Genomic DNA, 13,908 nt, shown 5'->3' with positions numbered 1-13,908 from the left:
AAACGTAAATATGAATTTTATTAATACACTAAAAGACATTTTTAAGATTGAAGAATTAAAGAATAAAATTCTTCTTACAATCGGTTTAATTGCTGTGTATCGTTTTATGGCAGCTGTTCCATTACCAGGAATAGATCCATTACAATTATCAGCATTAAAAGAAAGTACTTCAGGAGGTCTTTTAGGATTATTGAATGCATTTACAGGAGGAGCATTTGCTAGAGCGTCAGTAATGGCACTTGGTATTATGCCTTATATTTCTGCATCTATTGTAGTTCAGTTAATGGGAATTGCGGTTCCTTATTTACAGAAGTTACAAAAAGATGGAGAAAGTGGACGTAAGAAAATTACGCAAATTACAAGATGGTTAACCATTGGTATTACGTTAGTACAAGCACCAACGTATATTACTGCTATTAAAACACAATTTGGTCTTGGACCAGAGGCTTTTTTAGTAAGTGGGCCTACTTTTTGGATTTCATCAATTATCATTTTAACTGCTGGAACAATTTTTGCAATGTGGTTAGGAGAGCGTATTACAGACAAAGGTGTTGGTAATGGTATTTCATTATTAATTACTGTTGGTATTATCGCTAATTTTCCAGCTGCATTTTTACAAGAGTTTGTTGCAAAGACAACAAATGCAGGAGCAGGAGGTATCATGATGATTCTTATTGAAATTATCGTTTGGTTTGTAGTAATTTTATTAACTGTGTTATTAGTTACTGCTGTTCGAAAGATTGCAGTACAATATGCCAGAAGAACAGTTGCAGGAAATATACAAAATGTTGCAGGTTCAAGAGATTATATCCCTTTGAAATTAAATGCAGCAGGTGTTATGCCAATTATCTTTGCACAAGCAATTATGTTTTTACCAGTTGCTTTAGCACAAAGGTTTCCAGCAATCGCAAGTTTACAAGATATTAATGGACTATGGTACAATGTAATTTTTGCATTGTTAATTATTATTTTTAGTTTTTTCTATACAGCAATTACTATTCCTACGAATAAAATGGCTGAAGATTTAAAAAGAAGTGGTGGTTTTATACCAGGGATTAGACCAGGAAAAGACACAGCAGAAAAGTTAGATAGCGTTTTATCTAGAATTACGTTCCCAGGATCGTTATTTTTAGCAGCATTATCTATTTTACCAGCAATTGTAGTTCAATTTGGAGTACAACAAAGTTGGGCTATGTTTTACGGAGGAACATCATTAATAATTATGGTAGGTGTTGCAATTGATACGATGCAACAAATTAACTCGTATTTATTAAATCGTCATTACGATGGTTTAATGAAACCGGGAAATAGCAATAGAAAATCGAATAAATAATATGGCTAAGCAATCAGCAATTCAACAAGATGGAACTATTACAGAAGCATTATCAAATGCAATGTTTCGTGTAGAATTAGAAAACGGACATATTGTTACAGCTCATATCTCTGGTAAAATGCGTATGCATTATATTAAACTTTTACCTGGAGACAAGGTAAAATTAGAAATGAGTCCTTACGATTTAACAAAAGCAAGAATTACTTATAGATATTAAAGTATTTAATTAGGATTCGAAATTAAACGATTAGTTATTTTTTGAATCTAATAATCTTTAATTTTTAAATAAAACAAAAGAGATGAAAGTAAGAGCATCAGTTAAGAAAAGAAGTGCCGACTGCAAAATAGTTCGCAGAAAAGGTAGATTATATGTAATTAATAAACAAAATCCTAGATTTAAACAAAGACAAGGGTAATGGCAAGAATAGCAGGTATTGATATTCCAAAGAATAAAAGAGGTGTTATCGCTTTAACTTACATCTTTGGTATAGGTAGCAGCAGAGCTCAAGAAGTTCTAGCAAACGCAAAAGTTGACGAAAGTATTAAAGTTCAAGATTGGACTGATGATCAAATCGCAGCAATTAGAGAACAAGTTGGATCTTTCACAATCGAAGGAGAATTACGTTCTGAAGTACAAATAAACATCAAACGTTTGATGGATATTGGTTGTCAGAGAGGGATTCGTCATAGATTGGGGCTTCCTTTAAGAGGACAAAGAACTAAGAATAACTCGCGTACTAGAAAAGGTAAGAGAAAAACTGTAGCTAACAAGAAAAAATAAAGTTAGATAAAGTAATAAAGATCTAAATATTAGTATACTCTAAATATTAGAAAACTAAATTACTAAAACTTAAATAATTATGGCAAAAGCAAGCGCAAAGAAACGTAAAGTAATAATTGAAGCTGTTGGAGAGGCTCACGTAACTGCATCTTTCAACAATATCATTATTTCTTTAACAAATAAAAAAGGTGACGTTATTTCTTGGTCATCTGCAGGTAAAATGGGTTTTAGAGGTTCTAAAAAGAATACTCCATATGCAGCTCAATTAGCAGCAGAAGATTGTGCTAACGTAGCAAAAGAAGCTGGTTTACGTAAAGTAAAAGTTTACGTAAAAGGACCAGGTAATGGTAGAGAATCTGCTATTAGATCTATCCACAATGCTGGTATTGAAGTAACTGAAATTATTGATGTTACACCAATTCCTCATAATGGATGTCGTCCACCAAAAAGAAGAAGAGTATAAGCTGAACTAGTTTCAGTTCTTTTTCTCAAGATAAAGAATATCAAAATTAATTATATTTTAATTTAATAGGAATCAGATTATCGAAGGAGTAAGCCTTAATTCATAATCCCTATTTATAACAACAACGAAATGGCAAGATATACAGGACCAAAAACTAAAATTGCTCGTAAATTTGGCGAAGCAATCTTTGGAGAAGATAAAAACTTCGAAAAAAGAAACTATCCTCCAGGACAGCATGGAAATGCAAGAAGAAGAGGGAAAAAATCTGAATATGCAACTCAATTAATGGAGAAGCAAAAAGCTAAATATACTTATGGTATTTTAGAGCGTCAATTCAGAAACTTATTTAAAGATGCGTCTTCATCTCAAGGAATTACAGGTGAAATTTTATTACAATTATGTGAGTCTCGTTTAGATAACGTAGTTTATAGAATGGGTATTTCTAAATCAAGAAGTGGAGCTCGTCAACTAGTTTCTCACAGACATATAACTGTAAATGGAGAGTTAGTAAACATTCCATCTTTTAGATTAAAAGAAGGAGATGTTGTTTCTGTAAGAGAAAAATCAAAATCTTTAGTAGCTATCGAAGATGCTTTAGCTTCTACAAACAATGTTTTTGAATGGTTAACTTGGAATAATGATACTAAAACTGGAACTTTTGTAAAGGTGCCAGAAAGATTACAAATCCCAGAGAACATCAAAGAACAATTAATTGTAGAATTATATTCTAAATAATAATTAATCATATTGGTATTTGGCCAAAGGATTTATTTGACTTCTTCAAACTTATAAATCGCGCAACTAAATAACAATTAAAACGAAGAAATATGGCAATTTTAAATTTTCAGAAACCAGATAAAGTAATAATGATTGAATCTACAGATTTTTCTGGTAGATTTGAATTCAGACCTTTAGAACCAGGTTTTGGTTTAACAGTAGGTAACGCTTTAAGAAGAGTACTTTTATCATCTTTAGAAGGTTTTGCAATTACATCTTTAAGAGTAGATGGTGTAGAACATGAGTTTTCTACAGTTCCTGGAGTTGTAGAAGATGTAACAGAAATTATCTTAAACTTAAAACAAGTTCGTTTTAAGAAACAAATAGATGAGACTGATAGAGAAACTGTTTCTGTATCTGTATCTGGTCAAGAGCAATTTACTGCAGGTGATTTACAAAAATTTATTTCAGGTTTTCAGGTTCTAAACCCAGATTTAGTTATCTGTAACATGGATAAATCTGTAAAATTAAACGCAGAAATTACAATTGAAAAAGGTAGAGGATTTGTTCCTGCAGAAGAAAATAAAAAGGCGACTGCACCAATTGGAACAATATTTACGGATTCTATCTATACACCAATTAAAAACGTTAAGTATTCAATTGAAAATTTTCGTGTAGAGCAAAAAACGGATTACGAAAAATTAGTTTTCGATATCGATACTGATGGATCAATTAATCCAAAAGATGCATTAACAGAAGCTGCAAAAATATTAATCCACCACTTTATGTTATTCTCAGATGAGCGTATCACTTTAGAGGCAGATGAAATTGCACAAACAGAAACGTATGATGAAGAATCACTTCACATGCGTCAGTTATTAAAAACTAGATTAATCGATATGGATTTATCTGTAAGAGCTTTAAATTGTTTAAAAGCTGCAGAAGTAGATACATTAGGAGATTTAGTTTCTTTTAATAAAAGTGACCTAATGAAGTTCCGTAACTTCGGTAAAAAATCATTAACAGAACTAGAAGAATTAGTTATTGTTAAGGGTTTAAACTTTGGTATGGACTTAAGTAAATATAAATTAGATAGAGATTAATCTTTCATATTTTGCTCCTCAAAATGGGTTGAGCAAGATGAAAGCATAAAATAAACGTCATGAGACACGGAAAGAAATTTAACCATTTAGGAAGAAAAACAGCGCATAGAAAAGCGATGTTAGCAAATATGACTTGTTCTTTAATAGAGCACAAGCGTATTAACACAACAGTTGCAAAAGCAAAAGCATTGCGTTTATTCGCAGAGCCTTTGATTACGAAGTCTAAAGCAGATACAACTCATAACAGACGTATTGTTTTTAGTTATTTACGTGATAAATTTGCAGTTACAGAACTATTTAAAGAAATTTCTGTAAAAGTTGCGGATAGACCAGGAGGTTATTTACGTATTATCAAATTAGGAAATCGTCAAGGGGATAATGCTCCTATGGCTATGATAGAATTTGTAGATTACAACGAAATCTATAATCCTAAAGGTAAAAAAGCTAAGAAAACTACTCGTAGAGGAAGAAGCAAAAAAGCGGATGCTCCACAAGTAGAAGGAACAGCAACAGAAGAAAAATCTGAAGAATAAATAGAAAATGAAAATTTTTTAAATTATATAAAAGGGATAAGCGTTTACGTTTATCCCTTTTTTTATATTTTTACAACATCAAGCACAATAACAATCTATGAAATATCAAACAAGAAAAAAAGCCTTAGTTTTATTAGCAGACGGAACTATTTTTTATGGTAAATCTGTAGGTATAGAAGGAACAGCTACAGGAGAAATTTGCTTTAACACAGGTATGACTGGTTACCAAGAAATTTTTACAGATCCATCTTACTTTGGGCAAATTATGGTAATGGCAAATGCACACATTGGTAATTATGGTGTAAATAATGAAGAAGTAGAATCTGACGGAATTAAAATTTCAGGATTAATTTGTAGAAATTTTAGTTTTACACATTCTAGAGTAGATTCAGATGGGAATTTAAAAGATTGGTTTACAAAACACAATTTAGTAGGTATTTCTGATGTAGATACAAGAGCATTAGTTGCATATATTAGAGATAATGGAGCAATGAATGCAATTATATCAACAGATGTTGATAATATAGATACATTAAAAAAGCAATTAGCAGAAGTACCAAGTATGGAAGGTTTAGAATTAGCTTCCAAAGTTTCTACTAAAGAGCCTTATTTTGTTGGTGATGAAAATGCTGAAATTAAAATATCCGCTTTAGATATTGGAATTAAAAAAAATATTTTAAGGAATTTAGTAAAAAGAGGAGCTTACGTAAAAGTGTATCCTTATAATTCTTCATTTGAAGAGTTAGCTTTTTTTAATCCAGATGGATATTTTATTTCAAACGGACCTGGAGATCCAGAACCATTAAAAGATGCACAAGAAGTTGCGAAAGAAATTATTAAAAGGAATCTTCCTTTGTTTGGAATCTGTTTAGGACACCAAGTTATTGCTTTGGCAAATGGTATTTCTACATATAAAATGCATAATGGTCATAGAGGAATTAATCATCCAGTAAAAAATTTATTAACTGGTAAAGGAGAAATAACTTCACAAAACCATGGTTTTGCTATCAATAGAGAAGATACAGAAGCAAACCCTGATGTAGAAATTACACATGTACATCTAAATGATCATACAGTTGCAGGTATTCGAATGAAAGGTAAATCGGTTTTTTCTGTGCAATATCATCCAGAAGCAAGTCCTGGTCCACATGATTCAGAATATTTATTCGATGAGTTTATTAAGAATATTCAGAATAATAAAAAAGTATCAGTTTCATAAACGGTTAAGTTAATAACTGAAAACGTTTTCGTAAGTAACTATTTAAAACCACTCCTAAAAGAGTGGTTTTTTGTAAATTAGCAACAGTAAATTAAGACAAACATTAATTAAAAAATAAATAAAATGAGTATTATAATTAGCGTTCACGCACGTCAGATTTTTGATTCAAGAGGTAATCCAACAGTTGAAGTAGATGTTACTACAGAAAACGGTGTTTTAGGAAGAGCCGCAGTTCCATCTGGAGCTTCTACTGGAGAGCATGAAGCAGTAGAATTACGTGATGGTGGTGCAGCATACATGGGTAAGGGAGTTTTAAAAGCTGTTAAAAATGTAAACGAAATTATAGCTCAAGAACTTTTAGGGGTTTCTGTTTTCGAACAAAATACTATCGATCAATTAATGATAGATTTAGATGGAACACCAAACAAATCTAAATTAGGAGCAAACGCAATTTTAGGAGTTTCTTTAGCTGCTGCAAAAGCTGCAGCAAATGAATTAGGAATGCCTTTATATAGATATGTAGGTGGAGTTTCTGCAAATACTTTACCAGTACCAATGATGAATATCATTAATGGTGGTTCTCATTCAGACGCACCAATTGCATTTCAAGAATTTATGGTTATGCCCGTAAAAGCGAAAACTTTTACACATGCAATGCAAATGGGGTCAGAAATTTTTCATAATTTAAAGAAAGTTTTGCACGATAGAAACTTATCTACAGCAGTAGGTGATGAAGGAGGTTTTGCACCGAATTTAGAAGGTGGTACAGAAGATGCGTTGGATACTATTAAGAAAGCAGTGGATAATGCAGGTTATACTTTAGGTGATGATGTTATGATTGCTTTAGATTGTGCTGCAGCAGAATTTTATAAGGATGGAAAATACGATTATTCTCTTTTCGAAGGTCCAACTGGTAAAGTTCGTTCAAGTAAAGAACAAGCAGATTATTTAGCAGAATTAACTGCAAAATATCCAATTATTTCTATTGAAGATGGTATGGATGAAAACGATTGGGAAGGTTGGAAATATTTAACAGAAAAAATCGGAGATAAAGTTCAATTAGTTGGAGATGATTTATTTGTAACAAACGTAGAACGTTTATCAAGAGGAATCGAAAACGGAATTGCAAATTCAATTTTAATTAAAGTAAATCAAATTGGTAGTTTAACTGAAACTATTGCCGCTGTAAACATGGCTAAAAACGCTGGGTTTACATCTGTAATGTCTCATAGATCTGGTGAAACTGAAGATAATACAATTGCAGATTTAGCAGTAGCTTTAAACTGTGGACAAATTAAAACTGGTTCTGCATCTCGTTCAGATAGAATGGCAAAATACAATCAATTACTAAGAATTGAAGAAGAATTAGGAGAAACAGCTTATTTCCCACAAGAAAAAGCGTTTAAAATATAAGTTTAAACTTTTAAATATTGAAGCCTCATAAATCATTTTATGAGGTTTTTTTATGTCTTAAAGTTTAATAAGTTAATGTTATTTTAAAATATTAAAAATCTATATATCCTGCTTTAGAAATTATTTAAAATTTGGTATCTTCGTGAGCACAGAAAAATACATAAAAAAACCATTTATAAATGTCAGATATAGCAAAATTACAGATTGGAGAAAATTCATACGAATTTCCTCTTGTGAAAGGAACAGAAAATGAAGTTGCAATAGATATAAAAGCCTTAAGAAGTGCAACAAATGGTGTTATTACAATAGATCCAGGTTATAAAAATACAGGTTCTTGCGAAAGTGCAATAACTTTTTTAGATGGAGAAAAAGGAATTTTAAGATACAGAGGGTATTCAATAGAAGAATTAGCAGAAAAAGCAGATTTTTTAGAAGTTGCTTATGCTTTAATTTTTGGAGATTTACCAACCAAAGAACAGTTAGATAAATTTCATGCAGATATTAAAACAAAATCTGTTGTAGATGATGATATTAAAAAAATATTAGATGCTTTTCCAAAGACGGCGCATCCAATGGGTATTTTATCTTCATTAACAAGTGCTTTAACAGCATTTAACCCATCTTCTGTTAATGTAGATTCAGAAGAAGAAATGTACAATGCCATCGTTAAAATAATGGCAAAGTTTCCAGTTTTAGTTGCTTGGACAATGCGTAAGCAAAAAGGATTGCCATTAAATTATGGTTCTAAATCTTTAGGTTATGTAGAGAATATTATGAAAATGATGTTCGAAGAACCTAATGAAGATTATGTAATGAATCCAATAATAAAAGATGCGTTAGACAAACTTTTAATTTTACATGCAGATCATGAGCAAAACTGTTCTACATCTACAGTAAGAATTGTAGGTTCTTCTCACGCAGGTTTATTTGCATCTTTATCAGCAGGTATTTCTGCACTTTGGGGGCCACTTCATGGAGGTGCAAATCAAGCAGTGTTAGAAATGTTGGAAGCTATTAAAGCAGATGGTGGAGATACTAAAAAGTATATGGCTAAAGCTAAAGACAAGTCAGACCCTTTTAGATTAATGGGCTTTGGACATAGAGTTTATAAAAACTTCGATCCAAGAGCAAAAATTATTAAAAAGGCTGCAGATGAAGTTTTAAAAGATTTAGGTATCGAAGACCCTATTTTAGATATCGCAAGAGGTTTAGAACAAGAAGCTTTAAACGACCCGTATTTTGTGGATAGAAAGTTGTATCCTAACGTAGATTTTTATTCAGGAATCATTTACAGAGCAATGAATATTCCTGTAGAAATGTTTACTGTTATGTTTGCAATGGGACGTTTACCAGGTTGGATAGCACAATGGAAAGAAATGCGTTTAGGGAAAGAACCAATTGGTAGACCAAGACAAATTTATACAGGTGAAAACCTAAGACCATTCAAAACAATAGACAATAGATAATTTTTAATTATTTTTACATAAACAAAAAGCTTCATATTTTATGAAGCTTTTTTTATCGCTTTACATATGTTAAAACTCAATATTAAAAACGAAACTTCTAGATTAAGAGCTGTTGTTTTAGGAACAGCAGAAAGTAATGGAGGAGTTCCAAAAGTTGAAGATTGTTACGATCCCAAAAGTGTACAACATGTAATTGCTGGAACATACCCAAAAGAAGAAGATATGATTTCGGAAATGGATACTGTTGAAGCTGTTCTAAAAAAGTATAATGTAGAAGTTTTTAGACCAAAAGTGATAGAGAATTACAATCAAATTTTTTCTAGAGATATAGCATTTGTTATTGATGATAAATTGGTGAAAGCAAATATCTTACCTGATAGAGATCAAGAAATAGACGCAATTAATCATGTTATTTCTAAAATTAAACCAGAAAATATTATCAAGCTACCAGAAGAATGCCATGTAGAAGGTGGAGATGTAATGCCTTGGAATGATTATATTTTTGTAGGAACTTATTCTGGAGAAGATTATGCAGACCATATAACAGCTCGTACAAATATAGATGCAGTAATTGCTTTACAAGAATTATTTCCTGATAAAACTGTAAAATCTTTCGAGTTAAGAAAAGACAATACAGACCCTAAAGATAATGCACTGCATTTAGATTGTTGTTTTCAACCCATAGGAAAAGACAAGGCCATACTTCATAAAAACGGATTTTTAGTTGAAAAAGAATATGAGTGGTTGTTGAATTTCTTTGGAAAAGAAAATGTTTTTGAAATTACAAAAGAAGAAATGTATAACATGAATAGTAATGTTTTTTCAATCTCTGAAAATGTTATCATTTCAGAAAAAAACTTTACAAGACTAAATTCTTGGTTAAGAGAAAATGGATTTACTGTTGAGGAAGTTCCTTATGCAGAAATAGCAAAGCAAGAAGGTTTGTTACGTTGTTCTACAATGCCTTTAATTAGAGATTAGTTTTTTATTTATTTCAAATTTTCTTTATTATTAGTTAACTATATTGAGTTTTAAAAATTCAAATCAAATTATATTTGACATTGATAATAAAGTGTACTTAAAAATGCATAATTTTGTGGATAAATTAAATTTAAATGCAACAAACTACAAATACCATTTTAATGATTCGTCCTATAAATTTTAGGAAGAATGAGCAAACTGCTGTAAATAACTATTTTCAAGAAGATTTAGCTTTAAAAAATGCTGAAATAAATGCCAAAGCTCAAGAAGAGTTTGATGCTTATGTTTTTAAATTGAAAAGTTACGGAGTAAATGTGGTTGTTGTTTCTGATACAGATAAATTTGATACACCAGATTCTGTTTTTCCAAATAATTGGATTTCTTTTCATGAAAATGGTACAGTTGGTATTTACCCAATGTTTGCAGAAAACAGACGTTCAGAAAGAAGAGAAGATATTTTAGAAACTTTAGAAAAAGAAGGTTTTGTAATAGAAAATATTGTCGATTACACTTCAGCTGAAGAAGCAGATATATTTCTTGAAGCAACAGGAAGTATTATTTTAGACAGAGTTAATAGAAAAGCTTATTGCGCTCTATCTGCAAGAGCAGACGAAGAATTATTTATAGAATTTTGCGAGGATTTTGAATATACACCAGTAGTTTTTATAGCAAACCAAACAGTAGAAGGTAAAAGAGAAGCTATTTACCACACAAATGTTATGATGTGTGTTGCAGAAACATTCGTGGTTATTTGTTTAGACACGATTGACGATAAGCAAGAAAGAAAAAATGTTCTAAAAAATTTAAAAGAAGATGGAAAACAAATTATTGAAATTACTGAAGAACAAATGCACAGTTTTGCAGGTAATATGCTACAAGTAAAAGGTGAGAATAATGAGTTGTTTTTAGTAATGAGTAAAGCTGCACACGATTCTCTAACACAAAGTCAGGTTGCAAAAATAAATAACCATTGTAAAATTATTTCTAGTTCATTAGAAACCATAGAAACTTGTGGTGGTGGAAGTGCACGTTGTATGATGGCAGAAGTTTTTCTCCCAAAAGCATAATTTATGAGTTTACTTCTATTGGCAATTGCACCAATTTGCGTAATAATTATCTACATTTATTTTAAGGATAAATACGAAAAAGAACCAATTGGAATTTTAACAAAAAGTTTTCTTTTAGGAGCAACTGTAAGTATTATTCTTACGGTTGTTTTAGGGTTTGTAGCCGCTAGAATTTTTCCTTTAACGGATATTAAAAATGTATTGCAACAATTTTTACAAGCATTTTTTGTAGTTGCTCTAGTAGAAGAATTTTCAAAGTATATTATTGTAAAATATTATGCGCAAAGAAATAAAGAATTTAACGAACCTTTTGATGGTATCGTTTATGCTGTAATGGTTTCTATGGGTTTTGCCGCTTTAGAAAACGTGCTATACACATATCAGCATGGATCAGGGACTGGGTTTTTAAGAGCCTTTACAGCTGTTCCAGCACATGCAACTTTTGGAATTCTAATGGGTTATTTTATGGGAAAAGCAAAATTCTCTAAGAATAGAATTTCACTGAATTTACTAGGCTTGTTTTTCGCAACTTTATTTCATGGAGCATATGATTTCTTTTTATTTATCAACTTTATTCCTGGAATTTCTATAGGAGCTTTTGTTTCTTTAATTATTGGAATTGTTCTTTCTAGAAAAGCGATAAAAAGGCACCAAAATAGCTCTGTTTTTAAAGATGTAACTTAATTAAATCTTTGGTATATAAATTTATATGGTAATTGAGTTGCTTCAATAATTAAATTATCAGCTTCAAAATAAGCAACATATAAAATTTCATTAGGGAAATCAAATAATTCATAACCAAAATTGCTTTTCCTCCAACTTCTTAAAGCAGAACTACTTTTACATTCTTGAGGTGTTTGTTCAAAATCTATATAACTAGAAAAAGTTTCATATTTACCAAATAATATTCTAAATTCTGAATAGTAATACTCACTGCAGCCTAAATCCACTTTAGTGTTTCCATTATATTTTTCGATCTTTTCCACTTTCCAATAATTCTATCTTCTAAATCATTTTCATTTGAATAAGAAAATAATAACAATGTAAAAATTACTGGTGCAACTAATAACCTAATTGTTTTCATTATTAATTGTCTAAAGCCTCTTCAATTACTTTTCCAGAAGTACCATTTGGCGCTTCAATTTTTAATAAATTAGAAATTGTTGGAGCAATATCTATAATTTCATATTTTTTTGCTGAAGAACCTTTTTTAATTCCATTTCCATAGAAAATTATTGGAACGTGTGTGTCATAAGAATAACCAGAACCATGGCTGGTACCTTTATTAGAATAAATTAAAGTTGCAGGATAAGGAATCATTAAAACATCACCAGAAAATTTTTGATTATATCCATTTTGAAGCGAGTTTAAAATACCATCTGTAAAAGATGTAGTTTGTAAAGTTCTTGCAGTTACAGCTTTGTAAACTCCATCGAAATTTAAAACTTCATCAGCTAATTTTTGCGCAACAGTATTTAAATTTAAACCTAAAGTTTCAATTTTTTCTTTATTTAAAAATATTTGATAATTAGAAACGTTTTCAATCAACTCCACCGAATTGAAATATTTTTTAGTAACTTCTAAAATAAATTCTCTAAACTTTTTTATATCTAAATAATGAGCAGGAATTTTTAATGATTGCAAATAAGATGGAACATGAACAGCTGCGTGATCTGCAGTTAAGAATAAGGTATAGTTGTCTTTACCTACCTGTGCATCTAAAAATTGAAAGAAATCTGCCAAATCTTTATCTAACCTTAAATAAGTATCTTCTGTTTCTACTGCAGCCACACCATATTGATGGCCAACATAATCTGTTGAAGAGAAGCTAACAGTTAATAAATCTGTATAATCAGATTTCCCTAAATTTTCACCAATAATAGCAGCTTTTGCAAAATCTGCTGTTAAAGTATTTCCTGCAGGAATAGCTTTTATTAAAGAAAAGTTTCCATTTTTCTTTCTCAATTCTTTTAAATTTTTTGGAAAAGTAGGCGATTGTTGTCCTATAAATTTTCCTTCAAAAATATTGTCGTCTGCTCTACTTTGGCCATAAGTTTTAATATCATATAAAGTCGTCCATGGTGTATTTAAGTATTCATCTGCCTTATTGTTAGCATTAAAATCTTTTACCCATTGTGGAAGATTATTCATGTAAAAAGTACTAGAAATAAACATATTATAATTTCCTCCATCATACCAATATGCTCCATTAGCTGTATGACCAACTGGTAAAATTGCAGAACGATCTTTTATTGAAATCCCTATTGTTTTACCTTTCATGTTTTGCGATAAATGTAATTCGTCTGCTATGGTTGTTGTATATAATCTAAATGGCGATTTTTGCCCATAAGTTCCATTATTTCCAACAGTTTTATAGGTATTGTCATCTACACAATAAATAGATTTTTTTAAGAACTTATCGTACCAATTATTTGAAATTATTCCATGATTTGCTGGAGTTGTTCCTGTATAAATAGAGGTGTGTCCAACAGCAGTATAAGTTGGAATATAATTATAATGTGCATTCTCCAAAGAAAAGCCATTATTTAATAAACGTTTAAAACCACCTTCTCCATATCTGTTTGCGTATCTAGTTAAATAATCGTATCGCATTTGGTCGATTACTATTCCTATAACAAGTTTTGGTTTTTCTTGTTTTACAGTAGTTTGCTTACAGTTAGCAAACAAAATAATAGCGAATAGTAGATAAAAAATAGAATTCTTCATTTTTTTAAATAGATTAATACCCGTAAAAGTAATTATTTTTTATTTTGATGTACAATAATTAACATCGAATTAATGATATTTTAATACTTTAGCATAAAATTACTT

The 13,908-nt window shown here is 30.5% G+C and carries 16 protein-coding genes; 14 read left to right on the top strand and 2 right to left on the bottom strand.

Features of this window, described 5'->3' with window-relative positions; all coding sequences use genetic code 11:
• Window positions 1–10 precede the first annotated feature (10 nt).
• The 14 genes from secY (at window position 11) to H9I45_RS07310 (ending at window position 11,760) form a co-directional block, all read left to right on the top strand.
• A complete protein-coding gene (gene secY, locus H9I45_RS07375; protein WP_088354706.1) occupies window positions 11–1,333 on the top strand; it encodes a preprotein translocase subunit SecY in 1,323 nt (440 codons plus the stop codon).
• Between the two features lies 1 nt (window position 1,334).
• A complete protein-coding gene (gene infA / locus H9I45_RS07370; protein ID WP_015482241.1) occupies window positions 1,335–1,550 on the top strand; it encodes a translation initiation factor IF-1 in 216 nt (71 codons plus the stop codon).
• Between the two features lie 82 nt (window positions 1,551–1,632).
• On the top strand, window positions 1,633–1,749 hold the full coding sequence (gene ykgO, locus H9I45_RS07365) for a type B 50S ribosomal protein L36 (RefSeq protein ID WP_004568720.1): 117 nt from the start codon (window positions 1,633–1,635) through the stop codon (window positions 1,747–1,749).
• A complete protein-coding gene (gene rpsM, locus H9I45_RS07360) occupies window positions 1,749–2,114 on the top strand; it encodes a 30S ribosomal protein S13 (protein ID WP_088354705.1) in 366 nt (121 codons plus the stop codon). The genes ykgO and rpsM overlap by 1 nt, the downstream gene beginning before the upstream one ends.
• Before the next feature lie 79 nt (window positions 2,115–2,193).
• Window positions 2,194–2,577 (top strand): 30S ribosomal protein S11, encoded by a 384-nt coding sequence (gene rpsK / locus H9I45_RS07355; RefSeq protein ID WP_088354704.1) that lies wholly within the window; start codon window positions 2,194–2,196, stop codon window positions 2,575–2,577.
• 129 nt (window positions 2,578–2,706) lie between these two features.
• Window positions 2,707–3,312 (top strand): 30S ribosomal protein S4, encoded by a 606-nt coding sequence (rpsD, locus tag H9I45_RS07350; protein WP_088354703.1) that lies wholly within the window; start codon window positions 2,707–2,709, stop codon window positions 3,310–3,312.
• A 92-nt stretch (window positions 3,313–3,404) separates the two neighbouring features.
• The gene (locus H9I45_RS07345) at window positions 3,405–4,397 is read left to right on the top strand and encodes a DNA-directed RNA polymerase subunit alpha (protein ID WP_088354702.1); all 993 of its coding nucleotides are present in this window, start codon (window positions 3,405–3,407) and stop codon (window positions 4,395–4,397) included.
• 59 nt (window positions 4,398–4,456) lie between these two features.
• The gene (gene rplQ, locus H9I45_RS07340; protein WP_088354701.1) at window positions 4,457–4,930 is read left to right on the top strand and encodes a 50S ribosomal protein L17; all 474 of its coding nucleotides are present in this window, start codon (window positions 4,457–4,459) and stop codon (window positions 4,928–4,930) included.
• 97 nt (window positions 4,931–5,027) lie between these two features.
• The gene (gene carA, locus H9I45_RS07335; protein ID WP_088354700.1) at window positions 5,028–6,149 is read left to right on the top strand and encodes a glutamine-hydrolyzing carbamoyl-phosphate synthase small subunit; all 1,122 of its coding nucleotides are present in this window, start codon (window positions 5,028–5,030) and stop codon (window positions 6,147–6,149) included.
• A gap of 123 nt (window positions 6,150–6,272) precedes the next feature.
• A complete protein-coding gene (eno, locus tag H9I45_RS07330; protein ID WP_088354699.1) occupies window positions 6,273–7,562 on the top strand; it encodes a phosphopyruvate hydratase in 1,290 nt (429 codons plus the stop codon).
• Between the two features lie 179 nt (window positions 7,563–7,741).
• Window positions 7,742–9,028, top strand: coding sequence for a citrate synthase (locus H9I45_RS07325; protein WP_088354698.1), 1,287 nt, complete (start codon window positions 7,742–7,744; stop codon window positions 9,026–9,028).
• Window positions 9,029–9,094: 66 nt separating this feature from the next.
• Window positions 9,095–10,009 carry a dimethylarginine dimethylaminohydrolase family protein gene (locus H9I45_RS07320; RefSeq protein WP_088354697.1) on the top strand — a complete coding sequence of 305 codons (915 nt, stop codon included), beginning with the start codon at window positions 9,095–9,097 and terminating at the stop codon, window positions 10,007–10,009.
• 134 nt (window positions 10,010–10,143) lie between these two features.
• Window positions 10,144–11,076: a citrulline utilization hydrolase CtlX gene (gene ctlX / locus H9I45_RS07315; protein ID WP_088354696.1), complete on the top strand. Its 933-nt coding sequence runs from the start codon at window positions 10,144–10,146 to the stop codon at window positions 11,074–11,076.
• Window positions 11,077–11,079: 3 nt separating this feature from the next.
• A complete protein-coding gene (locus H9I45_RS07310) occupies window positions 11,080–11,760 on the top strand; it encodes a PrsW family intramembrane metalloprotease (RefSeq protein WP_088354695.1) in 681 nt (226 codons plus the stop codon).
• Here the strand turns inward: H9I45_RS07310 and H9I45_RS07305 are convergent.
• Both H9I45_RS07305 and pafA read right to left on the bottom strand, forming a co-directional pair.
• Entirely contained in the window at window positions 11,757–12,062 is a 306-nt protein-coding gene (locus tag H9I45_RS07305) for a hypothetical protein (RefSeq protein WP_088354694.1), read from the bottom strand. The two genes, H9I45_RS07310 and H9I45_RS07305, sit on opposite strands and share 4 nt — an antisense overlap.
• A gap of 100 nt (window positions 12,063–12,162) precedes the next feature.
• Window positions 12,163–13,803, bottom strand: coding sequence for an alkaline phosphatase PafA (gene pafA, locus H9I45_RS07300; protein WP_088354693.1), 1,641 nt, complete (start codon window positions 13,801–13,803; stop codon window positions 12,163–12,165).
• Window positions 13,804–13,908: the final 105 nt, after the last annotated feature.

This window comes from Polaribacter haliotis (assembly GCF_014784055.1).
GTDB lineage: Bacteria > Bacteroidota > Bacteroidia > Flavobacteriales > Flavobacteriaceae > Polaribacter > Polaribacter haliotis.
The sequence above is the reverse complement of the archived record's forward strand: the minus strand, read 5'-3'. Positions and strand labels throughout refer to the sequence as shown.

Coding starts and splice junctions, on each gene's coding strand:
- secY (WP_088354706.1), top strand. CDS start 11: ATGAATTTTATTAATACACTAAAAGACATTTTTAAGATTGAAGAATTA.
- infA (WP_015482241.1), top strand. CDS start 1,335: ATGGCTAAGCAATCAGCAATTCAACAAGATGGAACTATTACAGAAGCA.
- ykgO (WP_004568720.1), top strand. CDS start 1,633: ATGAAAGTAAGAGCATCAGTTAAGAAAAGAAGTGCCGACTGCAAAATA.
- rpsM (WP_088354705.1), top strand. CDS start 1,749: ATGGCAAGAATAGCAGGTATTGATATTCCAAAGAATAAAAGAGGTGTT.
- rpsK (WP_088354704.1), top strand. CDS start 2,194: ATGGCAAAAGCAAGCGCAAAGAAACGTAAAGTAATAATTGAAGCTGTT.
- rpsD (WP_088354703.1), top strand. CDS start 2,707: ATGGCAAGATATACAGGACCAAAAACTAAAATTGCTCGTAAATTTGGC.
- H9I45_RS07345 (WP_088354702.1), top strand. CDS start 3,405: ATGGCAATTTTAAATTTTCAGAAACCAGATAAAGTAATAATGATTGAA.
- rplQ (WP_088354701.1), top strand. CDS start 4,457: ATGAGACACGGAAAGAAATTTAACCATTTAGGAAGAAAAACAGCGCAT.
- carA (WP_088354700.1), top strand. CDS start 5,028: ATGAAATATCAAACAAGAAAAAAAGCCTTAGTTTTATTAGCAGACGGA.
- eno (WP_088354699.1), top strand. CDS start 6,273: ATGAGTATTATAATTAGCGTTCACGCACGTCAGATTTTTGATTCAAGA.
- H9I45_RS07325 (WP_088354698.1), top strand. CDS start 7,742: ATGTCAGATATAGCAAAATTACAGATTGGAGAAAATTCATACGAATTT.
- H9I45_RS07320 (WP_088354697.1), top strand. CDS start 9,095: ATGTTAAAACTCAATATTAAAAACGAAACTTCTAGATTAAGAGCTGTT.
- ctlX (WP_088354696.1), top strand. CDS start 10,144: ATGCAACAAACTACAAATACCATTTTAATGATTCGTCCTATAAATTTT.
- H9I45_RS07310 (WP_088354695.1), top strand. CDS start 11,080: ATGAGTTTACTTCTATTGGCAATTGCACCAATTTGCGTAATAATTATC.
- pafA (WP_088354693.1), bottom strand. CDS start 13,803: ATGAAGAATTCTATTTTTTATCTACTATTCGCTATTATTTTGTTTGCT.